We start from the raw sequence: 23700 nt of genomic DNA, 5'->3' as shown, positions 1-23700 counted from the left end.
GCTAGTTAGCGAGGATACTATGTTAGATAATTTAAGTGCTGCAAAAGTCAGCGGTGGTTGGCACAAACAATATAGCCATACTGCAAACAGTACTCATTGTTTAATGCGATTTGCGATATTTTTGCCACCAGGCGCAAGCCAAACCAATAAAGTCCCTGTGCTGTATTGGTTATCAGGCTTAACCTGCACGGATGAAAACTTTATGCAAAAAGCCGGTGCTTTCAAAAAAGCAGCTGAATTAGGCATTGCCATTGTTGCCCCAGATACCAGCCCTCGTGGTGACAATGTACCCGATGAAGACAGTTATGACTTTGGCCAAGGTGCCGGCTTTTATGTTAATGCCACGCAAGCGCCCTACAACACCCACTACAATATGTATGAGTATGTGGTAAACGAACTACCCGCTTTAATTGAGCAACACTTTCCAGTGACCGACAAAAAGGCAATTAGTGGTCATTCTATGGGTGGCCATGGCGCGTTGATGATTGCCCTGCGCAATCCACAAAATTACACCAGTGCGTCGGCATTTAGTCCCATTGTGAACCCAATAAACTGTCCGTGGGGGCAAAAAGCGTTTAGCCACTATTTAGGCGACGATAGATCGACGTGGGCACACTATGATACCTGCGAGTTAATGAGTCAGGCCAATGAAACTGATCACCTACCAATGCGTATTGACCAAGGTGAAGCTGATAACTTTTTAGTTGAACAACTAAAAACTGAAAACTTATTTAAGCAAGTAAATGACAAAGGCTACCCTGCAGAAATTAATATGCATGCAGGTTATGACCATAGTTACTTTTTCATCAGTAGCTTTATTGACGAACACCTATTATTTCATCAATCGTATTTACAGGCTCAGTAGTCTGCTTCTGTGTGAGGTTGTCAGACGTTACTTCCTCACACTCTTTAATCGCTTGAGTAATTTGCTGACAAACCAACTTAGGCTTTGCATTAGCCCCTTCTTTAATAAACTCTATAATAGCTAAATCTATTTCATTGCCAAATTTTGAGAATGAGAATCCATCTGCATTTTTGATAGATACACCTGCACTTTGCTGGGAATTACTTGAGGGACCTATTGTAGGCTTATTCCCAACACTATTATCAACAACAACCCCGACAGCTGTACAACCTGATATTTTTAAAACAATTAAAAGATAAATACAATATTTAAACATCTTACTTCATCCATAATTTATAAGAGTGGATTAACTATATATTAAAATTAATTCTAAACTGTAAAAAACTGTAAGATGCCTTGTAATATTTTAATTGAACAACACTTCCCAAATACTGTAATGTCATAACAATGAAGAACATTACAGTCGTGCCAAAGTACATTCGCCAAAAGAAAATAGCACCGAGCTTACTCTTGCAGCTCACTGATAAATTCTTTCACAAAACCAATTAGCTGCAAAATAAAAATAAACAAAAATGGCACTGCACCAATGACCGCCAAACTGCGGTTTAGTAGTTCATTATTTTGTAGTAACAATACCCAGCTACTCAAAGCAAGTACAAAAGACCAAGTGTATAAGCTTAGCCTATGACTACTTTTTGCTCCCGCTAAGTTGCGGATCACTAATATGGCAGAGTCAACTGAGGTGGCGACAAAAATCAGCAATAACAGCAAGCTTGCCCAAATAAGTACGCCACCTTGCCACCCGAGCTGTTTGAAAAATACAAATAAACCTTGGGTATAGTCAATTTTAATGGCGGCCATAATGCCGCTACTATGACCACTGTCCCAGCCAATTGCAGATCCAGAAAAAACACTAAACCATAAGATAGTCACACACGTTGGCACAACGACCACGCCGACTATGTATTGCCATACCGGTCGTCCTTGGCTTATTTTAGCTAAAAATACGCCAACAAATGGTCCCCACGCTAACCACCAAAAATAATAATTATAGGTCCAGCTATTCGCCCAGGCAGGCTCGTTTAATTGACTAGAAAACTGCCAAGTTCCAGTTACTAATAACTGGATATAATACGTACTGCCACTTATAGCAACATCGATAATCGGTTGCAGTGGCACCATCATCAGCAGCCAAACAAGGACAAAAAATGCTAAAAACACATTGAATTGGCTCAGTGTCTGCACGCCTTTTTTTAACCCTAAACGCGCAGACAAACTATATAGCAGCGCCAGTAACACGATAATAATTAAACTAATCAACCACGGCGAATGAACACTCAGCTTTAGTTCAATTCCTTTGCGTAGCAATAAGGTAGAATTTGCAATCGTGCCAACCACACCAAAAAATATAGCTAAAATGGCTAATAATTGGATCACAAACTTGAGCTTTAATTGAGCTATTCTGCTTAAAAATACCCGTGTTAAGCTCAGTACTGGTGCACTGATATCCCCAGCTTTACCGCTATTGTGACTTAAACCACCGAGCACTAAACCAAACACCGCATACAAGGCCCATGCATGTGCCCCCCAATTCACTAACGTGATAGCCAAAGCTGCAGCTTGGCGATCAGGATATAAACTTTGCTTTAAAGGCGGTTGTAATACATGCATCGCAGGCTCTGCCACGCCCCAAAACACTAAACCCGATCCCATTCCTGCGGCAAACAACATCGATAACCAACCAAAGGTTGAAAATTCAACCGTTGCTTGCTCACCGCCTATTTTTCGTTGCCCAAGCGGGCTCATTGCCAACACAATGACGCTGATCAATAAAAAATTGACTAATAAAAAAAACGGCCCACCCAATACCGCTAACACATTAATGATCAGTGGCTGGATATTTGCTGTAAGCATGTCAGGGAATAAGAATGCCCACCCTACTGATATAAGGCACAGTATAAGTGCAAATTTTTCAAGATTAGCGGTGAGTTTAAAAAAATGAGCTCGAATTGCCACACTGATACCTTAAGAATTATCAATGCTAAGAGTACGGCGCTTTTAGATTGATATCAAATTAGCATTTATGAAATACCAATTTTATGAAAAACAAGCTGATTTTAACAAGCTAAACAAGCAACTCATTTAATCCACTGAGTACAGTAGACACAAAAAAACCGACCTAAGTCGGTTTTCTCAGCGTGCTAAGTTACTTGGCAGCCAACAGCTTCGCTTGCTCTTGTTGGCTTGCCATAAATTCGTTAAAGGTGCCGTGGAAATTCACTACTTCTTTGTCACGAATATCAATAATACGGGTTGCCAGTGATGACACAAATTCACGATCATGACTAACAAAAATCAATGTTCCTTCAAAGCCTTTTAACGCATTATTAAGCGCTTCAATCGCTTCCATATCCATGTGGTTTGTCGGCTCATCCATTACCAACACATTGACATCTTGCATCATCAACTTGCCAAACAATAGGCGGTTTTTCTCACCACCTGAGCAGTTTTTAGCTTTTTTATTCGCATCATCCGCGGTAAACAATAAACGGCCAAGCATGCCACGTACCATTAAATCGTTATGTTTAGCTGTACGCCACTGTGACATCCAATCAAATAACGTTAAGTCGTTATCAAAATCTTTGCTGCTATCTTGTGGGCAATAACCAATAGAAGCATTCTCTGACCACTTAACAACGCCGTGGTTCGCTTCAAGTTCACCCACTAAACAACGAATAAAGGTTGATTTACCAACCCCATTTTCACCAATAATCGCTAGTTTTGAACCGGCTTCTAAAATCAGCTCGCCGCCTTCAAACAATACTTCGCCATCAAAACCATGACCAAAGTTTTCTAAGATCAATGCTTGGCGGTGCATCTTTTTACCTTCATCAAAATACAATGATGGCGCCATACGGCTTGATGATTTCACTTCATCTAAGCTGATTTTATCCATACGTTTAGCACGTGAACTGGCTTGTTTTGCTTTTGATGCATTGGCACCAAAACGGTTAACGAAATCTTGTAACTCTTCTATTTCAGATTGCTTTTTCGCATTACCGGCAAGTAATTGCTCACGAATAAGTGTTGATGCTTCGATGAATTTTTCATAATTACCTGGGTAAATACGTAGCTCACCGTAATCAATATCAGCCATATGAGTGCACACAGCATTAAGGAAATAGCGGTCATGAGAAATAATAATCATCGTACATTTACGTTGGTTAAGCTCCTGCTCTAACCAGCTAATAGTGTGAATATCCAAGTTATTGGTCGGCTCATCCAGTAATAAAATATCTGGATTTGCAAACAAGGCTTGGGCAAGCAGCACCCGTAATTTCCAACCTGGCGCCACTTGCGACATTAAGCCAAAATGAAATTCTTCTTCAATACCTGCTTTTAATAAGATATCGCCAGCACGACTTTCTGCACTGTAGCCGTCCATTTCAGCAAACACACTTTCCAGCTCAGCCACTTTCATGCCATCTTCTTCACTCATTTCAGGGAGTGAATAAATGCGTTCACGTTCTTGCTTTATTTTCCATAATTCAACATCGCCCATGATCACCGTATCAACTACCGTGTATTGCTCAAAGGCAAATTGATCTTGGCTCAAGTTACCTACTTTTAAGCCCGGTGCAATAGAGACATTGCCCGAGGTAGGCGCCAGCGAACCATTGAGGATTTTCATAAAGGTTGACTTACCGCAGCCATTGGCGCCAATTAAGCCATAACGATTACCGTTACTAAATTTAGCTGAAATATTTTCGAATAAAGGTTCGGCACCAAACTGCATGGTAATGTTAGCGGTAGATATCAAGATGAGTTTCCTAAGCAAATACTGGCAAGTAAACTGTTCGATGGATAAAGAAAAGTTAATACAGGCAATAACACGGTATAAAGAGGACGCGAATTATACAGGCAGTGCCGCCACTAGTCGAGCTTAGTCTCACGAAATGACGGCCTATATGAGTTCGCCACCGATAAACTCACACAAGCAAGCAATGAATACACAAAAGCGAAGGCACTGCCTTCGCTTTACACTCAAAAAAACAGCTTAAGCAAGCTTGTCTGAGGCGACTTTATAAGTAGGATCTTCAATCACGTTCACTTCAACTAAATCACGGGCTTTATAAAGTAACTGGGTGCAGTCTTGGCTTAGGTGACGAAGATGCAACTGTTTACCTGCTTTAGTGTATTTATCAGCTAATGCGTCAATGGCTTCTATGGCGCTGTGATCAGCCACTCGGCTGTATTTGAATTCGATGATAACGTCTTTAGGGTCGTTTTTAACATCGAATAACTCTGCAAAATTTTTCACTGAGCCGAAAAACAATGGTCCGTGTAATTCATAGACTTTAGAGCCTTGTTCATCAATATAGTTTGTTGTAAAAATATGTTTCGCATGTTGCCACGCAAAAACTAAGGCAGAGACAATCACACCTACGCATACAGCAATCGCTAAATCAGTGATCACAGTAACTGCTGACACTAACACAATAACAAAAGCATCTGACTTTGGTACCCGCTTCATCATTTTGAAACTTGCCCATTCAAATGTGCCTAACACCACCATAAACATCACACCAACCAGTGCTGCAAGTGGGATCATCTCAATTAAGCCTGCGGCAAACAAAATAAACGCCAGCAACATCACTGCCGCTGTTATGCCTGATAAACGCGAACGGCCACCTGAGTTAATATTGATCATCGATTGACCAATCATTGCACAGCCCCCCATTGCACCAAAGAAACCACAGGTTACATTTGCAGCACCTTGACCAATACATTCTTTGTTACTTTGACCACGGGTTTCTGTAATTTCGTCAATCAAACTCAGTGTTAACAAAGACTCAATTAAACCAATCGCCGCTAAAATCAGTGCATAAGGGAAAATGATTTTCAGTGTTTCAAAAGTAAACGGCACCATTGGAATATGGAATTGTGGTAAACCACCAGCAATAGTTGCTGCGCTGTCACCGGTCATATCTTTTAAGAAATCAAGTACTGTACGCGCTTCTAAATCAAAGCCCATAACAATCGCAGTTACTGTAACAATGGCCACTAAGGTCGATGGCACCGCCGTAGTTAATTTTGGTAGGAAATGAATAATAGCCATGGTTAATGCCACAAGTGCGAGCATGATCATCATTGGTGTGCCAGTCATCCATTGCACCCCACCCGCGCCGTCAGACACTTTAAATTGGCCAAGTTGAGCAAGGAAGATAACAATCGCTAATCCATTGACAAAGCCCAGCATGACAGGATGCGGTACCATGCGAATAAACTTACCCAGTTTAAACACCCCAGCCAGTATTTGCAGTAGCCCCATAAGTAGTACAGTCGCAAATAAATATTCAACGCCATGATCTAACACTAAACTTACCATAACAACGGCAAGTGCACCGGTTGCACCAGAGATCATACCTGGGCGGCCGCCAAAAATAGCGGTGATCAAGCCAACAATAAATGCTGCATATAAACCAACTAAAGGCTCTACATTTGCAACAAACGCAAAGGCAACAGCTTCAGGTACGAGCGCAAGCGCAACCGTTATACCTGATAAGATATCGTTTTTAGCAGAGCTTGGCGCCTTGCTTAATAAGTTAAACATTGAATTCCTCTTCGGGGGTGGGATCAAAAAAGCGCTGAATTCTAACAAATTAAGCTAAGGTTAACAATTACAGTAAGAGGAGCAGGCTAAAGTCTATAATTACTCTAACCTGATTAAAGCGATATTAAAGTGGCAACGAGGTACTGCGTTTTACACACGTCATGGTAACATTTGAATGAACTTCTTGGACAAATTCAAGATTCAATAAATTATCACGCACAAACTGCTCATAGCCTTCGATGCCTTTAGAAATAATCCGTAGCATAAAATCCATAGTACCAGCCATGCTGTAACATTCCGTTACTTCGTCATAACTTAAGATCAGTCGTTCAAACTCAGCAAGATTAGTACGGCCATGATTCGATAAGCGAACATGCGCATACACTAACATATCAAAACCGAGCTTTTTCTCATCTAATAAAGCAACTTTGCCTTTGATGTAACCATCTTGCTCAAGCTTAGCAATACGACGCCAACAAGGTGACTGAGATAAACCTACTTTATCAGCAATATCTGCGGTCGAAAGACTCGCATCTTGCTGTAACAGTGCCAAAATTTGGCGATCTACGTGATTTAGAGACATTTTATTTCTTAATTATTTTACTAAATTGATTAAATTATACATTGCTTTATTCGTTGAGTCTTGTGTTTTTATGCATTTTTTATGCGTAACTAACCAAATTTACCCCTAATAAATGGATTCGATATGCGCTCTGCAACGACTTTAGTGTCAGGTCCATGTCCTGAGAGTATTTTGGTTTCATCGGGCAAAGTGAGAATTTGCTGCTTAATTGAGGCGAGTAATTGCTGCGCATCCCCTTTAGGAAAATCAGTACGCCCTACTGAGCCTTTAAAAATAACATCGCCGACAATTACTAACTGCTGCTTGGCTTCATAAAAAACAATATGCCCTGGGGTGTGACCTGGACAATGACGGATCTCAAAGCGCAGTTCACCTAATGGGAAAATATCACCATCATTGAGCCAATGTTGTGGATAAAAAGGCGTGACTGGTGCAAAGCCAAACATTTGTGCTTGCATAGGGAGTGCATCAAACCAAAACAACTCGTCTTGTTGTGGCCCAACTATATCAACTGCAAAGTGCTCAGCGAGTATTTTTGCCGCGCCAACATGATCAAGATGGCCATGGGTGAGTAAAATACATTGCAGCTTAAGGCTGTGCTTAGCCAGCTCAGCAATAATTTTTTCAACGTCACCACCGGGGTCGATCACGGCGGCTTGGCGTGTTTGTTTACAAATAACAATCCGACAGTTTTGTGCAAAAGCAGTTACCGGAATAGTAATGATTTCCATGCGTTAATTCTTCCTTGGCGGTTTAGCTGCAAATGTCATTAACACCGGATACTTTAAATAGGCTTGATCGTAAAAGGGGGTATGTTCATAGAGCCAGTTTAAGCGTGCTTGTGGATCTTTTGCAAAAGCGGCATCCTCACGAATTTTTTTATCAAATTCTAATGCTAACGCGGGTTTATCTTTTAACATATTACGAGCATACGGCGCTAACGCATAGTTTTCCATATACTCAGTGCGTTGAAAAATCGTGTTGAACTCACCCCAAGCAAAAAATGAATCCGGTGCCTTCGGGTGTAAAAGATGCGTTGCTAATTCACCTAAAGGTTGCGCGGTTGCCACTTTAGACCAACCAGTCAAATTGTTATCGGTTACATCAACGAAATCAAAATCAGCACTCACTCTAAAGCGTCCTTCAAACGGTGCTTTATCAAATTCATGCTCTGTCACTAGTGCCACTTTTAAATTAGTTACCAGCTCATCACTGCTCATATTTTCTACAGTAATACCATGCAATTTAAGCTTTTCGACAATCTGTGGATACGCAGGTGGAATATAAAACGCACTGGGTACAGTGAGCACGGTTTTTACGTCTTTTTGCCAATAAATAGGCAACGCATCATAATGCTGTTTTTCACCTAAGTATTTCACTTCCATCTGACCACTTAGCGCACTTTGACTGCGCGCATACTTAATGCCTTCAAATACCACAGTATTTGGCTCTTTAGCATAACCACGTTCCACTATAAGTTGGCTTGGGACAAATGCATGTTCTTTATTAACCGCATCCGCTAATTGTTGATGATGTTGTGCTAATGCTGAAATCGCCCCATCTAAAAACACATAGGTGCCAAGCACTCGTTGCTTATAGGGTTTAAGTGAATGGTTTTCAACTAGAATAGTAGGTAATGAGCGTAAATCGCCCCAGCCATTTGAATAACGAGGCGTGGCAACCCAGCCCGCTAAGCCTTTTTTAAATTCACGTTTATCCATGACAAATACCAGCGGCCCTGGAAGGTGTCCTTGTGCGCGTAATTTTTCGTCAATTACCGGTTTAAAATACTGATCCAAGGCATCTGACACACTGGGGGATTCACTAGCAAACACGGGGTTGTAGCCATAGGTAACATCATACTGATAGTCTGCGCCGTCAGTTACATGCACATCAATATATAAGTCAGGGTTAAACTGTTTGATAACACTTAATACACCGCGCACTTCTGGGGTATCTAGTTTCGTGTAATCACGATTCAAATTAAGATTATTGGCATTGGTTCGAAAACCCATTTCTACTGGGCCGCGTTGATTAATACGGTTAAATTGGCTGCTGCGTTCATGGCCATCAACATTCAAAATTGGAATAAATAAGATATTTACTTGGCTTAAAATATCACGACGTTTACCAGTTGCAATATCGCGTAGCAACATAAACATGGCATCTTTGCCATCAATTTCACCCGCGTGGATCCCTGCTTGAATAAAAATAGTCGGCTTGGTATTTTGCATTAACTGCGAAGGTGTAAAGGCACCTTCTTCGCTAGCTACCATCATGTTGATCGCACGGCCGCTGGCGCTGTGGGCAATCGTTTGCACTTGGAACTGGGTCGGGTTGGCCGCGACAAGACGATCAACAAAGGCCATAGTTTGTTGATAATTTGGTGATTCGAGGCCTTCGCTTAGTTCGAAATCAGTGGTTAATGGGCCTTTTTGTTGTATCAGTGCCAAGCTTTGACCTTGCCAAGGCAGTAATGGTGGCAAATGGCTATCTAATGTGGCACTAGCACTTAACAATAATAAACTGGCGATCATAGGACTCTCAAACGTTGGCCTCTTTAATAAGGTGAAATTATAACAAGGAAAAGTGACAGATCGCGTAAACTGCGGTGATTCAACAAAAAAATGCAGCCAATGACAATTTGAAAACTTTATAGGACTAATATTCACGCATTAAAAAAGGCGCTATAAAAGCGCCTTGCCAGTCAAGAATAATGTGCTTAAAACATATCTTGATAAGGATTCGTTTTAGTAAATGCAATCGCTTTATCAAAACCAGGGATCTGCATGTCGGTTTCAGAAATTACAATGTCATTTTCATCAATCATGCCATCACCAAAGCGATAAATAAGCTCATACTGGCCTAAATCGGCTTGCTGTTGGTAACTGGTTTGTGCAGCAGTTACAGTTTGATTAGTTAATGCGTATGCTTTCATCACATCGCTGCCATGGCGTTTTGCTAACATTTGCATGGTTACTTTAGGGGATAACACTGTGGCGGTTGCATTATTACCACCAAAACCTTTTGAGTTGATAAAGGCTATATCCATATCAGCACATTGATAATGTTCAGTACGAATATCTAAGTGTTGGTTATACACATCATCAGCCACTTTATCTATGGTGGTAATTCCCGGCATAATATTATGAGTAAATACACCCAGAGCCATTGCGAGCTGATCGCCACTAGCAGGTGCAATGGTATGCCCTACATATGCTTTAGGTGCAGCGACTTTCCAGTTATCAATCGCGAATGTTTCGGCTACGCGATGATAAATAAGCGATTCAGTAACACGGTTTTGTGGCGTACTTGAGCCGTGTGCTAAAATAAAACTGCGTTGTTGCACAGCCTCTGCGCCTAAGATATTAGCCGCTAACGCCACAGATTTTGCCATGGTGATGTAGTTACCAGGTCCTGGTGCTGTAATCGATTTTTTCACGCCATCAGCATTAACAAACACATCAGCGACTGAGCCCATAATATCGGCTCCAAGTGTTAATGCGAGTGCATCATCCATTAGAATAACTACTTGTGCGCCTTCACCTATGGTAAAACCACAGTTTTCACCAAATGGACGACTGGTACGACGATGATCAACGGTCTCAGTGCCATCTAAACGCTTTAAGCCTTCTTCGTTAGCAAGCGCTCCCATGTTGCCAAAACCTTCGATAATTTCAGGTGTAATCGCACATTCAGAAGACGCTACGACGGCTACCCGTGTACGTCCCGCCTGAATATCATTCACAGCCGCACGTAGGTTGTATAAAAACGTGGCACATGCACCTGACGTAGTAAATGTAGTACCCACATTACCGGTTACATAGGCATTAATAAAATCGGTAGACATGGTATTTAAACCAAGTGCTAACTGTTTAGTACTTACCCGTTCGCCTTGTTGGCGCGAACGAATTAAGCCACCAAACCCTTCATCATTCACTTGCCCCGCCACGGATGCTGAATAAGTACCAATTTGATCTGGCTCAACACTGTTCATAATCTGTTGCCAATCAAGGCCTGTCGAACGTATGGCATCCGTTGCCGCAAAAATAGTGGCTTGTAAACCGCGCGGTTGATAACGACTATTATACATATTTGCTGGATCAAAACCGGTAGGTAATTGTCCCGCGGCTTTTATTGGGTTGTCACGGGTGCTGTCGTGCTTTATATCAAGCTCGGCACTAATGGTGACTTTTACTTTTTTGTCGGCTAAATCTTCAATTACCCAACTTGAAGGTATTGGCTGTGGTAAATCACGACGACGGGCTTCAAATACAATCGCTTGCTCATCACTGAGTGTTAGCGTCATTTTTTGCTGCCATGGCGTTGCATCGACATCAAAATGATTTTTTTCAATTTTACGGATCAAAGTACCAGCAATAATTTGTTCGCCAAATTGTGCTTCAATATCGCTTTGCTTTACTAAATTACCGTGTTGGTCTTTTAATTCGCCCTCTTGTAATGAAACAAGATTCATTAAAGTCGCTAAACCTAAAAATGTTTCTTGGCGTGCCTCGGCTGCCAAATTGTCTAACACGATACGACGATAACCTTGATGAAATGAGGTACGGCCTGCGGCGTTAATTCCGCCCATGCCGACAATAACGGGTAATGCTGTCATAATTTACCTTGAGAAAACGTGTTATAGGAGAAGTAGCTAGTTTAGATGGATTTTACCGCCAAGATTGTGCTTAAATAGCCAAATAACAAGCCTAACAGGCCAAAACCAACTGGTCGGAGCAATTAAATGGACAACAATCTCGAAGATAGCCCGTTACAGATCAGTATTTTGGTCTATCAGCATTTATTGATCACCAGTGTAACGCTGCCCATCGAAATGCTCAGAGCCGGTGAAGCCTATGCAAAAGGCCATGCAAAAGGCGATGAAATAACCACGCAGTTTCGGCCATTGCTGATCAATTTAATTGCAGAAGATAAGGAGCCAATCCACAACCGCAGCGGCTTGGCGATTTTACCTGAATACAGCTATGCCAACGCTCCGCATAGTGATTTGATCATTGTTCCTGGTATCTGGCGTAACCCTCGTCCGGTTGTTAGAGCAAATCAAGGGTTAGTGCAGTGGCTTACTGATAGTTGGCAACAAGGTAGCTCAATAATTGGCGTGGGTACTGGTAATTGCCTTGTGGCCGAGGCAAAGCTTCTAAATGGTCACCCTGCGACTACCCATTGGCATTATGCCGAACAATTTAAGCGTGATTACCCACAAGTGCTACTCAAACCTGACTTTTTCATCACCCAATCAGAACGTTTATACAGCGTAGCAAGTTTGAATGCGTTAGCAGATGTGATCGTGCATATTATTAGCCAATATTACGGACAAGCAGCCGCTCAACACGTTGAGCGTAACTTTTCACACGAAATACGCAAACCTTATGAAGATCAACGTTACCTTGAAGGTGCCGTGGATAGACACCCTGACGAACTGATCGCGCAAATTCAATTTTGGCTAAAAAATAATTTAACTGCTGAGCAAAGCCTAACTGACGTTGCCCAATTGTTTGGCTTAAGCTATCGCTCATTCACGCGGCGATTCAGAGTTGCCACCAATCAAAGCCCGATTGAATATTGGCAGCAACTACGGGTGCAAACAGCGAAGGAATTATTAGCTTCATCGAATTTATCGATTCAAGAAGTCGCGCTAGAGGTGGGCTATAACGATCAAGGGCACTTAACCCGTGTGTTTAAAAAATTGCTATCACAAACCCCTAGTGATTATCGTAACGTGGTTAGGAGAAAGTTATTTGGTTAACGTGATCGATTGTTATTGTTTATCTAACGCGTTGATGGATATGATAAACCGCCACTTAATCGTGGCGCTCGGCTTCTTTTTTATTGCCTCTATAGTAACGTTTTGAGTAAATTTTCACATGCCGATGCACTCCTTTACTCAAGCTTTTAAATTTAGCTTCAAGGACATCAACGCCATATAAAATACCCACCACTAAAATAGAGAGTTTGATCGCCGCCAGTAAATTATTGGTCGCAATCACCACACCAATGGATGCTAATACCCAGATTGTTGCGGCTGATGTCACGCCCACCACTGCGCCATCTTTTGCGAGCATCACTCCTGCACCTAAAAAGCCAATACCGGTAATAATTTGTCCAACTACCCGCGAATGGTCAATCACATCGCCATGCAGCATAAAGGCAGTCGCTAAAAACAAATAAGTACCCAGAATGATCAGCACAGAGGTGCGGATCCCCACAGGTTTGCCGCGCAATTGGCGCTCCATACCAATTAAAGCACCGCAAAAAGCAGCGCTGCCAATTGCCGACCATGAATAAGGGGCGATGTCTAAAAGTTCATACACTGTCACTACAATTCCTACTACAACAGATTATTTTGCTAGCGCCAAAGCGGTACTCAATCGAGAACTACCAAAACTAGCCATTTTTAAAAAATCACTTCTTGCGATTGGTACGTGTTGGCAATCAATCGCCAATTGTTTGTCGTTTTCACAAAACGGATCATGAACATATAAACAATGCTCATCCAAGTGAGTAACACACACCCAATGAGGCGATTTTTTACCATCAAAGCGATACGTACTGATCAATAACACCACGGCCATTGCTTCAGCAAGCCATTGCTCGATATGCTCAAGCGTTAAATCTTGATATTTAACGTCAAGTTTGTGGTTAATTGCTTCAACTACAAATTGATTATGCACAGTATGTAAAATCGCTTTTTTGTTGTCGTTTCTTACTCCGTCAATAAACAAAGTCTCACGTGTATTAACAATAACTTGCGTATTAAAGCCACGCTTTTTTGCCGCCAGTGCAAGCCCTAATGGATGACAACCACCATGCCCTGAAGTCATGAATATGGTGGTTGCTTCGCGCCAGATATCGAGTTCACTCACCTGCGTGATAGCTGTTTTTTTTATTGATGACATTGCCATCAATAATGCAGCTGGCCCACAGGTAAATTCAGTTGTTTGCTGATACCACGGTGTTTCCCGCGTAAATTCAAGCTCATTGGTGTTACGAATGTTTTTTTGCATTCGTAACGCATCACTGTGATCGTGGTAATAATCACTGTATTGGCCAAATACCCGATAGCCGAGCTTTTTATATAAGGCAATGGCGGCTAAATTATTTACCGCCACTTCAAGGCGCATAAACACACGACCACGCTCAGCAGTGGCACGTTCAAGCGCCTTTAACAGCTGCTGTGCAAGGCCTTTGCCCTGTGCTTGCGGTGTTACTGCTAACGAATATAAACGGGCTAACCGGGTGCCTTTATGGCACCACACCAAGCCGTAGCCAAGCAACTGGTTATTTGATTCGCCAACCAACAAAATACCGTGTTTAGCAGCAATCCAACGCTTTAAACTGCGCGCACTTAACCTATCTTGGCTAAAACTTTGTTGTTCTATTGCAAGTAGTGCCTTTAAATCAGCCTCTGTGGCAGCTCGCACTGCCACATCATGATCAGACATTAACCTCGACCTCGGGCTTCAAGACGTTGCTTAAATTCATCCATGATGATCATATACAGCTCATCACCGAGATAAGCATCTTCAACTTTATGGTCAATGCTTGGGTTATCATTCACTTCAAGCACATAGGCACGACCTTGATGCTCTTTCACATCTACGCCATATAGCCCCTTACCAACCGTTTTGCAGGCTTTTAAAGCCGCATCGAGCACGGCTTTTGGTAGCTCAAAGGTCGGCAGAGTTTCAAAGCCGCCAGAGAAAAACCGCTTTGCATCATGGTTGTATATTTGCCAATGATTACGTGCCATTAAATAACGGCACGCATAAATAGCACGACCATTTAGCACGCCTACTCGCCAATCATACTCGGTATACATGTATTCTTGGGCTAACACTAAGGCACTAAATTCAAACAATTCACTCAGCTTAGCTACAAGCTCGGGGCGATCCGCTACCTTATACACGCCTTTGGAAAACGACCCTTCTGGCATTTTAAGCACTAATGGGTAAGTGAAGCTATCTTCAAGCTGAGCAATGGTTTCATCACTTTGATCAGCCACCACAAGGGTTTTTAAACTCGGCACTTTTTGGTAATTAAACGCATCGTGCAAATACACTTTATTACAACAACGTAAAATGGATTCAGCGTCATCAATTACCACTAACCCTAAGCTTTGCGCTTTGCTCGCTAAACGATATGTTGGATGATCTATCGCTGTGGTTTGACGAATAAACAGCGCATCAAACTGGGCTATATTATCTATCTCATCAAAACTAAGCGCCTGCGCATAAATACCATGCTTTGCGGCTGCTTTGATAAATCGTGTAATCGCATCTTTATCGCTCGGCGGCACTTTTTCATTGTGATCAACCAAAATTGCCATATCCCAGCGGTAGCGTTTTTGGGTGCTACTAATACGCCATTGCGTTTGTGTAAACTCGGTTAATTTAGCCACAAAATCTTGTTGCTGTTGGTCATTAAGTGACGTCAAAGAACCTTGTTTTAATAGCCCTTGTTGATCAACAAATAAAATCGGTGCTGGGTATTGTTTAAATACCGCTTTGGCTGCTTTATTTTGTAATTCATTAACCGCATGACCAAAGTACAAGGCATCAGTAAGCACCCCAATATTCAGCATTAAGGCTTGGCCACTGCGTAACGCATTGATGGTTTTAACACTTGGCAAAACTTGGTGTTTACGTGCCTCAGCAAGCAATGAGCAATAATAGCCTTTACTCAAGTACTGGCTTGAGTCGCATAAATTAATAATGCGCGTTTTTGGCTCATTATGCTTTGGATAATCTCGTAAGTAGGTATTGAAGGTAATTACGTTTTCGAATGAGTGAGCAAGTGACTGCTCGTTGTTATCAACCACAATCAAGGTTTTAAACACGACTTTTCCTAAAATAAGTCAAAATAAAATATATAACAATGAATATAAATAGAAACACCCATACTGCTAAGTAATAGTTGTGCATAACACATGTACTTAACAGGATGGGTGCTTTAGATCCAGCGACTGCTTAATCTACAGGTGATTTATAAAGGGTTTTTAACGACCTTACCAACGAGTAATTTTTAGCGTTAGGATAAGTAAATTTAATCAATGACGTTACAATTAGAACATCTAAAAAAACAGCCTTTTAGAAAGTATCGACTTTTAACCTAAGCGATTGAATATATTTAAATTTACAAAAGTATTGTAGCCGTAATTGATGGTTTAATTTTTCGCAGTAACGAACTTCGCAAGGCGGGCAACTCTGCAATCGGAGACTGGCGGGGATAACAGGGCAAATTAACGCGTCAGACGCTTTGCTATTGCAAATAAATGCAACACAGTTAGTGTTAAAAGTAGCCGCTGGAGATGAATTTATTATCCAGCGCTCAGGTTCATTACTAAAGTAGGTTAATAATACTCAATTGTTGGCTTTTCCCGGCAATGCTCAATGTCACCTCATCATCGCATTGCTTATTTAATAATGCTTTACCTAATGGCGCATGGGGAGTCAGTACTTGAACCTGATATTGCTTATGTTCGACAATTAATCCTCCCGCATTTGGACCAATATAAAACCATGCCTGTGCCCCCGTTTCATACTCAACACAGACCAACGCACCCACTATAACTTTGTCGCTGATGACTTCTTTAAAGCTTTGTTCAAACTGTTGTATACTCTGATAACATTCATTCACGCGCTGTGCCTGACCTTGTGCCAAGTAGGCGGCCTCCAACCCTAACGTGTCGTATTTATTTTCTGCTATATTCTCTTCATGGGTTGCTGTGTCATGTGCTGTTTTAGCCGCTGATTTTGCGGTTTCTAACTGAGCAGCTAAAGCAAAGCGTAAATGCTCTATGAAATGGATTTTATTGATCATGTTATCTATTCGTCATCAGTAATAAAGGCAAAGGAATTAGGCGCCGCTATTGTTATTACAGTAGATATTGGCTCTGCCAATTCAAGGTTAAGTATGCCCTTTTAAAATAGCGCCATAGTTGACGCTATTAACGCTTATTTAGCAATCCACGGCGTTACTTTTATCAGTGGTACAGAGATAGCAAATGCGGTTTTATCATTTTCCCACTGCTCGTCAATACTCACACGACAAATCGACTCTTGGCAGTCAAAAGCAGCATCAGCAATGGTTACCGGCGAAGCAAATGTCAGTACCAGTCCTTGTTGCTCAGGTAATAAAAAGCTCATTAGCTTACTAATAAAGAAACCAGACAAGTCCGAAAGTAACTCATCAAACTCTTGGTCAAGCTGATACAATTGTTGCTTATTGAGATGGCTATTATTAAATTCGCGAGCTTCAATTTGCAGTTTTAGCTGACAATCGTGGTTTTCATTTTCTGGCTCTATCACAACCACGGCTTTATTTGTATCAAGCTGTTTGTCATACGGCAATAATAACTGGGCATGCTCAGTATAATTGAGTGGGAATTCTTCTCGCTCAGTAATAATGCGGCCATTTTTAATTAAACATTCGTCATTAGTTGCTATATCAGTGATATAGAAATTAACCTGGGCAAATTGAAAATCCCCTTTATTAACCACTTTTAAACGGTCATAAAAACCATCGTAAGAGACTACAAACTCTTTTGCTTGGACACTAAAACTTGCTATCAATACAACGGCAACTGCCATCATATAGCTAACACAACGCACTGGATTATTCATCAAAGTAAGCTCTATTTTGGTTGATCATCTGATTTAATTCTTCAATATACGCTTCACCGCGTTCAGAGTATGAAGTTAATCCGTAGCTCAATTTAGTTGCCGAAATTGGCTGCTGTTGCTCACGTAAATCAGCGCGAATACTGCGCAGCTGTTTATAAGCAGCATGAGTATTAATGTTTTTGAAATACGAATTAACCGCTGCACGAACAGATTTAAATGCTGCCACTTCATGATCCGCACCACTATTGCGGCGATTCGGCACCATACCGCAACCTTTGCTATAACACCATTGACCAAAAAAATTCAAACCAATGCGGGCAAACCGCGAGGTGCCCCATGCTGATTCGTTGGCCGCTTGCATCAATGCCAATTCTTTGGGAATGATATCAACTCGACGCAGAGCTTGCTTTAACGCCAAGCTGTCTATGGTTGCTGGTAATTTATAGCTGTTCAAAATTGTTTTAACTTGCTTAGTTTGGGCGCTACTTAATGGCTCATCATATTGCATCATCATCAAAGCAATTTCTAACGTAGCACGTTGTTGCAAAATTTTCTTATTTTCAGCTTCAATATGTGGGCGAATAAAGTCGAAAAACGCATGTTTTTTTTCTTTTACATCTGTAAAACGATCAAAATCGGGTAGTTTTACAGTGTGTAATGGCTTTTCTTGCTTTTTAATCGGTGGTTTAGTTGCAATTGTTTCACTGTCAATTAATGAAGTCGATTTTTCTATGAATGGGTAACTCAACGCCCAGATAAAAAATAGGCTAACAATTAAACGAAAAAGGAACTTAAGCATGTATTCTCTCAAAAAAACTAACATATATGCATGGTATATCCACATGCATGTGCCTAGGCATTATACCTAACCCCTCAAATAAAGGCGAATATCCCCACCTGAATGATTTATAATCTAAAAAAATCGGCTACAATTAAGCTCATATAAACCTTAAAGAAGTTTTGGATGTGCATTTAATGGAATTAGATTGGCAAAGTCGTATTATTGATCAAAAGAAACACCGCCCTAATGATAACCGCTCACCTTGGCAGGTCGATCGTTCTCGTATAATCCATGCAGCTGCATTTCGTCGTTTACAAGCGAAGACTCAAATAATGGGCATTGGCCTAAATGATTTTCATCGTACACGGTTAACCCATTCTTTAGAGGTGTCGCAAATTGGCAGTGGCTTACTTCGCCATCTAGAAAAACAACACCCAGATTTTACCCATTTCCCCGATCCCAGCTTACTTGAAACACTGTGCTTAGCGCATGATATAGGCCACCCGCCTTATGGTCACGGTGGTGAAATCGCGCTTAACTATATGATGCGAGAGCATGGCGGCTTTGAGGGTAACGCACAAACATTACGTATTGTATCAAGACTAGAGCCATACAGTGATGGCCACGGTATGAATTTAACACGACGTACGCTACTTGGGTTTATTAAATACCCTGCTTTTATCGATGATTTATGGCACACCATCCCCCATCACGATCCACTGCGCGCCTATATCAAAGCGGATGACTGGCGACCGGCAAAAGGTCTATACCATGATGACAAAGAGACATTTGACTGGATTGTAGCGCCATTATCCTCAGCTGATAAACAACGTTTAGGCCACTTTAAGGCAATTGATGAGTTTCGCTCTAAAACCAGTTTTAAATCTCTTGATGCTGCCATCATGGAACTTGCTGATGATATAGCCTATGCGGTACATGATCTTGAAGATGCCATTGCAACAGAGCAAATTACCTTAAAAGAATGGCAAAATCATGCTCTGCCTGCACTTGCGCAAGTAGACTGTGAATGGCTAATGCACAGCCAATTAACTGAGCGATTATTTTTAGGCAGTGAAGCACAACGAAAAGATGTGATTGGTGAGTTAGTAAACCTGTTTATTACTCAATCTTCGATTACACACACAGAGTTTGCATTTGATAACCCGATTCTAAATTATACCGTGGTACTGCCAGATAGTTATCAGCAACTACTCGATGCACTAAAGTCATTCATTTATCAACGACTCATACGTGCATCACATATGCAGCAAATTGAGTTTAAAGGGCAAAAATTAATCATTGAATTATTTGAAGCATTTGCCTGCGAGCCATTACGGCTTTTGCCTGAAACAACAGCGAATATATTTCGTCAAGTACAGCAACAAAACGGCAATACGCAACGGGTTATTTGTGATTACTTAAGTGGCATGACTGACGAATATGCGTTTAAAACGCATCAACGCTTGTTTTCAAGTAATAATTAAAAAGGACATACCATGACAACAACATTGCAAGCCTGTTTAATAGCTCTGTCAGTGGTTTTAGTGACCCCTAGTTATGCTAAAACGCCTCCTTCAGAGTCGCAATTTGAACAAGTGCTCAGTACTGCACATGCTTTATATAAAGATGTACAAGCAGGTGCAAATGCAGATTACATTCCAGCTTTAGCCAAGGTTGATGCAAACCTGTTTGGCATTGCCTTAGTAACGGCAAAAGGCAAAGTGTATAGCAAAGGTGATGTTGATACGGAGTTTTCAATTCAATCAATTTCTAAAGTATTTACGCTCTCATTAGCAATGGAGCAACAAGGCGCGGATGCTATCCAAGAAAAAATTGGCGTAAATGCAACGGGCCTGCCATTTAATTCAGTGACGGCCATCGAGCTTAATCAGGCGCGTGCCGTAAACCCGTTGGTTAACGCAGGAGCCATGACAACCGTCAGCTTACTCGACGGCGATACCGATAAACAAAAATGGGGCTCAATTGCGCATTGGTATAATGATTTTGCAAACCGAAAATTAACGGTGCTTGATGATATTTATCAATCAGAATCAGCAACCAACGGCCACAACCGTGCCATTGCTGAATTATTAAAATCTTATGATCGCTTTTATGGTGATGTGGATTTAGCGCTGGATGTATACACCCGCCAGTGCTCTGTTGGGGTGACCACAAAAGATTTAGCGATGATGGCCTCCGTGCTGGCAAATGCAGGCGTACACCCTGTCACGGGTAAAAAACTGATGGAGCCAGAAAACGTCTCGCGCGTATTAGCGGTAATGACCACCGCAGGATTATATGAAACCAGTGGTGACTGGGCTTACCAAGTCGGTCTGCCTGCAAAAAGCGGGGTGGGCGGCGGGATCATTGCCGTGGTACCGGGTAAATTCGCAATTGCGGTATTTTCACCAAAATTAGATAAAGCAGGTAACAGTGTACGCGCACAACTTGCTATTGATTACATTGCTGAAAAAGCGGATGTAAGAATATTTTAAGCGATTAACAAGAAAAAATGCCGCAGCAATTGCTGCGGCATTTTTATTTGTATTACTCAATTACAGTGATTTAATACCCATGTTGTAAAGCGTAAAGCCATAGATATCTGCATATTGATCAATAATTTTGCTGGTTGGTGTACCGGCACCGTGACCTGCGTTAGTTTCAATGCGGATAAGATACGGATTGTCGCCAGCCCCTTTCGCTTGCAGCTCAGCGGCAAACTTATATGAGTGCGCTGGTACCACCCGATCATCATGATCGCCCGTAGTGACCAAAGTCGCAGGGTATTTAACCCCCGTTTTCACATTATGAACTGGCGAATAGCCTTTCAAATAAGCAAACATTTGTTTACTTTGTTCACTGGTACCATAGTCATAAGCCCAGCCAGCTCCGGCGGTAAATGTATGATAACGCAGCATATCAAGTACCCCAACCGCAGGTAATGCGACTTTAAATAGTTCTGGGCGTTGAGTCATTACAGCGCCCACTAATAAGCCACCGTTTGAACCACCTCGCACCGCTAAGTAATCACTCGAAGTGTATTTTTCAGCGTTTAAGTACTCTGCAGCGGCAATAAAGTCATCAAATACATTTTGTTTGTTAAGCTGTGTACCGGCATCGTGCCACTGTTTTCCATACTCACCGCCACCACGAATATTCGCCACTGCATAAACGCCACCTTGTTCAAGCCACGCTGCAATGGTTGGGCTAAAGCCTGGTGTCATACTGGCATTAAAGCCGCCATAGCCATATAAAATGGTTGGGTTTGTGCCATCTCGTTTTAAATCTTTTTTGTAGGAGATGATCATTGGCACTTTTGTGCCATCTTTAGAGCTATAAAATACTTGCTCAGAGGTGTATGCCTCGGTAGCAAATTGCGCGCCAGACTTGCGGTAAACTTCAGAGTTACCCGTATTTACATCAAACGCATAGGTATTGCCTGGGGTGGTGTAATTAGCAAATGAATAATAAAGTGTAGTGCTTTCTTTTTTACCACTAAAGCCACCCGCAGTGCCCACTCCGGGTAAGCCAATTTCACGTACTAACTTACCTGCTTTGTCATATTGTTGCACTTTAGAAATTGCATCAACCATATACTTAGCAAAAAAGAAGCCGCCACCCTTAGACATGCTTAATACATTGTCTGTTTCTGGGATCAGATCCTGCCACTGCGCAGCTGTTGGGTTTGTCGCATCAACCGTCACCACTTTTTTATTCGGTGCATTTAAGTTGGTGACTAAAAATAACGTGCTGCCATCGTTATCCAACAGGTAAGTGTCTGAATTGGTATCGCCAACAATCGTCACTAATTCACTATCAGGCTTGGTTAGGTCTTTAATAAACAGTTTGTTACCTGAGGTAGACACGCTGGCTGATATTAATAAATAACGATTATCACGGGTTACCGAGGCACCAATGTAACGGTGTTTTTGTTCATCCGTACCGCCGTAGATAAGTTCATCACTGATTTGCGCTGTACCTAATTTATGGTAATACACTTTGTGTTGATCAGTCTTTGCAGACAGCTCACTGCCTTTGGGCTTATCATAGCTTGAATAGTAAAAACCATCATTACCAACCCACGACAAACCGCTGAATTTAACATCAATTAATGCCGATTCAAGTTGCTCTTTAGTGTCCGTATTAATGATGATCACTTTACGCCAGTCACTGCCACCTTCAGAAATTTGATAAGCTGCCAATGAGCCATCTTCTGAGAACGTAAGACCCGACATTGAAGTCGTACCATCTGCACTAAATTTATTTGGATCGAGGAATACCTCCGCCTCGCCTCCACCTTTGGTACGATAAAGTACATATTGGTTTTGTAAACCATCATTTTTATAGAAATACGTGTAATCACCTTCAATAAATGGCGCCGTTACTTTTTCATAATTCATTAGCTTTTCAAGGCTGGCTTTTAATTTGTCACGGTATGGAATGTTTTCAAGGTATGAGAAAGTAAGGTTATTTTGTGTTTTAACCCAATCAGCAGTGTCACTGCTCATATCGTCTTCTAACCAGCGATAAGGGTCTGCAACCTGTTCATCAAAGTATTGATCAACCACTGTCCCTTGTTTTGTTTCAGGATAAGCAATAGATTTAGTAACCGTCATGGTTGGTTTTACATCTTTTTCTGCGGGCGTTGATACTGATGTTGATTCAGAGCAGCCCCAAAGCGCAACTAAAACGGCGCAGGTAATGGCTTTTTTTAACATTGTTATGATCTTTCGTTTATTTGTTAGAGCTAGCACGTTATAAATTTAGCCTAAGCTTGTCTAGTAGTATGAGAGCAAAGCGCCTATTATCTGTAAAGAAATGTAAAACGCTATATTTTTAACCATTAAGAACATAAAAGATAAGTAATATGAAAAGCACACCTGAATTTACTAGCTTTAAACGCTTTTACCCCTACTACTTAAAAGAGCATAAAAATATAACCTGTCGTCGTCTGCATTTTGCTGGCAGCTCCTTAGTACTCATAATCATTTTATACGCCCTGTTTAGCCAACAATTTATGTTATTGTGGTTGCTCCCCATTATTGGCTATGGCTTTGCATGGGTTGGCCATTTCTTTTTCGAAAAAAACCGCCCTGCTACGTTCAAATACCCGTTTTATAGCTTATGGGGAGACTGGGTGATGTTTAAAGACATGTTGATAGGCAAAATAAAATGGTAGTAAATAATGTTGCCTTGTAACAACTATCGCCA

At 41.5% G+C, this 23700-nt stretch carries 20 protein-coding genes; 5 read left to right on the top strand and 15 right to left on the bottom strand.

What is annotated here, in order from left to right; all coding sequences use genetic code 11:
• Window positions 1–19: 19 nt before the first annotated feature.
• Complete coding sequence (fghA, locus tag ACMVDV_RS03795) at window positions 20–865, top strand: S-formylglutathione hydrolase (protein ID WP_416157241.1); 846 nt, start codon at window positions 20–22, stop codon at window positions 863–865.
• Here fghA and ACMVDV_RS03790 read toward each other — a convergent pair.
• The 8 genes from ACMVDV_RS03790 to ACMVDV_RS03755 all read right to left on the bottom strand — a co-directional run bounded on the left by ACMVDV_RS03790 (window position 816) and on the right by ACMVDV_RS03755 (window position 11683).
• Window positions 816–1181, bottom strand: coding sequence for a hypothetical protein (locus ACMVDV_RS03790; RefSeq protein WP_416157240.1), 366 nt, complete (start codon window positions 1179–1181; stop codon window positions 816–818). The genes fghA and ACMVDV_RS03790 overlap by 50 nt on opposite strands.
• A gap of 188 nt (window positions 1182–1369) precedes the next feature.
• The gene (locus ACMVDV_RS03785; RefSeq protein WP_416157239.1) at window positions 1370–2881 is read right to left on the bottom strand and encodes a BCCT family transporter; all 1512 of its coding nucleotides are present in this window, start codon (window positions 2879–2881) and stop codon (window positions 1370–1372) included.
• Between the two features lie 190 nt (window positions 2882–3071).
• Entirely contained in the window at window positions 3072–4685 is a 1614-nt protein-coding gene (locus ACMVDV_RS03780) for an ABC-F family ATPase (protein WP_304185048.1), read from the bottom strand.
• Between the two features lie 237 nt (window positions 4686–4922).
• Window positions 4923–6479: a SulP family inorganic anion transporter gene (locus tag ACMVDV_RS03775; protein WP_416157238.1), complete on the bottom strand. Its 1557-nt coding sequence runs from the start codon at window positions 6477–6479 to the stop codon at window positions 4923–4925.
• A 124-nt stretch (window positions 6480–6603) separates the two neighbouring features.
• Window positions 6604–7062, bottom strand: a complete 459-nt coding sequence (locus ACMVDV_RS03770) for an Lrp/AsnC family transcriptional regulator (protein ID WP_016707271.1) — start codon at window positions 7060–7062, stop codon at window positions 6604–6606.
• An 89-nt stretch (window positions 7063–7151) separates the two neighbouring features.
• A complete protein-coding gene (locus ACMVDV_RS03765; RefSeq protein WP_416157237.1) occupies window positions 7152–7793 on the bottom strand; it encodes an MBL fold metallo-hydrolase in 642 nt (213 codons plus the stop codon).
• A gap of 3 nt (window positions 7794–7796) precedes the next feature.
• The gene (locus ACMVDV_RS03760) at window positions 7797–9599 is read right to left on the bottom strand and encodes a M14 family metallopeptidase (protein WP_416157236.1); all 1803 of its coding nucleotides are present in this window, start codon (window positions 9597–9599) and stop codon (window positions 7797–7799) included.
• Between the two features lie 185 nt (window positions 9600–9784).
• Window positions 9785–11683: a beta-ketoacyl synthase gene (locus ACMVDV_RS03755; RefSeq protein WP_416157235.1), complete on the bottom strand. Its 1899-nt coding sequence runs from the start codon at window positions 11681–11683 to the stop codon at window positions 9785–9787.
• Between the two features lie 126 nt (window positions 11684–11809).
• Here ACMVDV_RS03755 and ACMVDV_RS03750 point away from each other — a divergent pair, with 126 nt between their 5' ends.
• On the top strand, window positions 11810–12832 hold the full coding sequence (locus ACMVDV_RS03750) for a GlxA family transcriptional regulator (protein ID WP_304185037.1): 1023 nt from the start codon (window positions 11810–11812) through the stop codon (window positions 12830–12832).
• Window positions 12833–12887: 55 nt separating this feature from the next.
• Here the strand turns inward: ACMVDV_RS03750 and ACMVDV_RS03745 are convergent, their stop codons facing one another.
• From ACMVDV_RS03745 to ACMVDV_RS03720, 6 genes are all read right to left on the bottom strand, one after another.
• Entirely contained in the window at window positions 12888–13403 is a 516-nt protein-coding gene (locus ACMVDV_RS03745; protein ID WP_304185035.1) for an MgtC/SapB family protein, read from the bottom strand.
• A 21-nt stretch (window positions 13404–13424) separates the two neighbouring features.
• The gene (locus ACMVDV_RS03740; protein WP_416157234.1) at window positions 13425–14528 is read right to left on the bottom strand and encodes a GNAT family N-acetyltransferase/peptidase C39 family protein; all 1104 of its coding nucleotides are present in this window, start codon (window positions 14526–14528) and stop codon (window positions 13425–13427) included.
• Window positions 14528–15922, bottom strand: a complete 1395-nt coding sequence (locus ACMVDV_RS03735; protein ID WP_304185030.1) for a RimK family protein — start codon at window positions 15920–15922, stop codon at window positions 14528–14530. Before ACMVDV_RS03735 ends, ACMVDV_RS03740 begins: the two co-directional genes overlap by 1 nt.
• A 503-nt stretch (window positions 15923–16425) precedes the next feature.
• A complete protein-coding gene (locus ACMVDV_RS03730; protein ID WP_416159048.1) occupies window positions 16426–16902 on the bottom strand; it encodes a transcription elongation factor GreAB in 477 nt (158 codons plus the stop codon).
• Window positions 16903–17039: 137 nt separating this feature from the next.
• Entirely contained in the window at window positions 17040–17708 is a 669-nt protein-coding gene (locus ACMVDV_RS03725) for a DUF2987 domain-containing protein (RefSeq protein WP_416157233.1), read from the bottom strand.
• The gene (locus tag ACMVDV_RS03720; protein WP_416157232.1) at window positions 17701–18507 is read right to left on the bottom strand and encodes a glucosaminidase domain-containing protein; all 807 of its coding nucleotides are present in this window, start codon (window positions 18505–18507) and stop codon (window positions 17701–17703) included. Before ACMVDV_RS03720 ends, ACMVDV_RS03725 begins: the two co-directional genes overlap by 8 nt.
• Window positions 18508–18683: 176 nt before the next feature.
• On the opposite strand from ACMVDV_RS03720, the gene ACMVDV_RS03715 reads away from it, so the two are divergent.
• A complete protein-coding gene (locus ACMVDV_RS03715; protein WP_416157231.1) occupies window positions 18684–19973 on the top strand; it encodes an anti-phage deoxyguanosine triphosphatase in 1290 nt (429 codons plus the stop codon).
• A gap of 12 nt (window positions 19974–19985) precedes the next feature.
• Window positions 19986–20984 carry a glutaminase A gene (glsA, locus tag ACMVDV_RS03710; RefSeq protein WP_416157230.1) on the top strand — a complete coding sequence of 333 codons (999 nt, stop codon included), beginning with the start codon at window positions 19986–19988 and terminating at the stop codon, window positions 20982–20984.
• A gap of 60 nt (window positions 20985–21044) precedes the next feature.
• Here the strand turns inward: glsA and ACMVDV_RS03705 are convergent, their stop codons facing one another.
• A complete protein-coding gene (locus ACMVDV_RS03705; RefSeq protein WP_416157229.1) occupies window positions 21045–23207 on the bottom strand; it encodes a prolyl oligopeptidase family serine peptidase in 2163 nt (720 codons plus the stop codon).
• A gap of 149 nt (window positions 23208–23356) precedes the next feature.
• On the opposite strand from ACMVDV_RS03705, the gene ACMVDV_RS03700 reads away from it, so the two are divergent.
• Window positions 23357–23668 (top strand): Mpo1-like protein, encoded by a 312-nt coding sequence (locus ACMVDV_RS03700; RefSeq protein WP_416157228.1) that lies wholly within the window; start codon window positions 23357–23359, stop codon window positions 23666–23668.
• Window positions 23669–23700: the final 32 nt, after the last annotated feature.

Origin of the sequence: Pseudoalteromonas sp. ASV78 (assembly GCF_047806705.1) — a bacterium.
Taxonomy (GTDB): domain Bacteria; phylum Pseudomonadota; class Gammaproteobacteria; order Enterobacterales; family Alteromonadaceae; genus Pseudoalteromonas; species Pseudoalteromonas prydzensis_A.
Note: the sequence above shows the minus strand (reverse complement) of the source record. Positions and strands in the feature narration are given on the sequence as shown.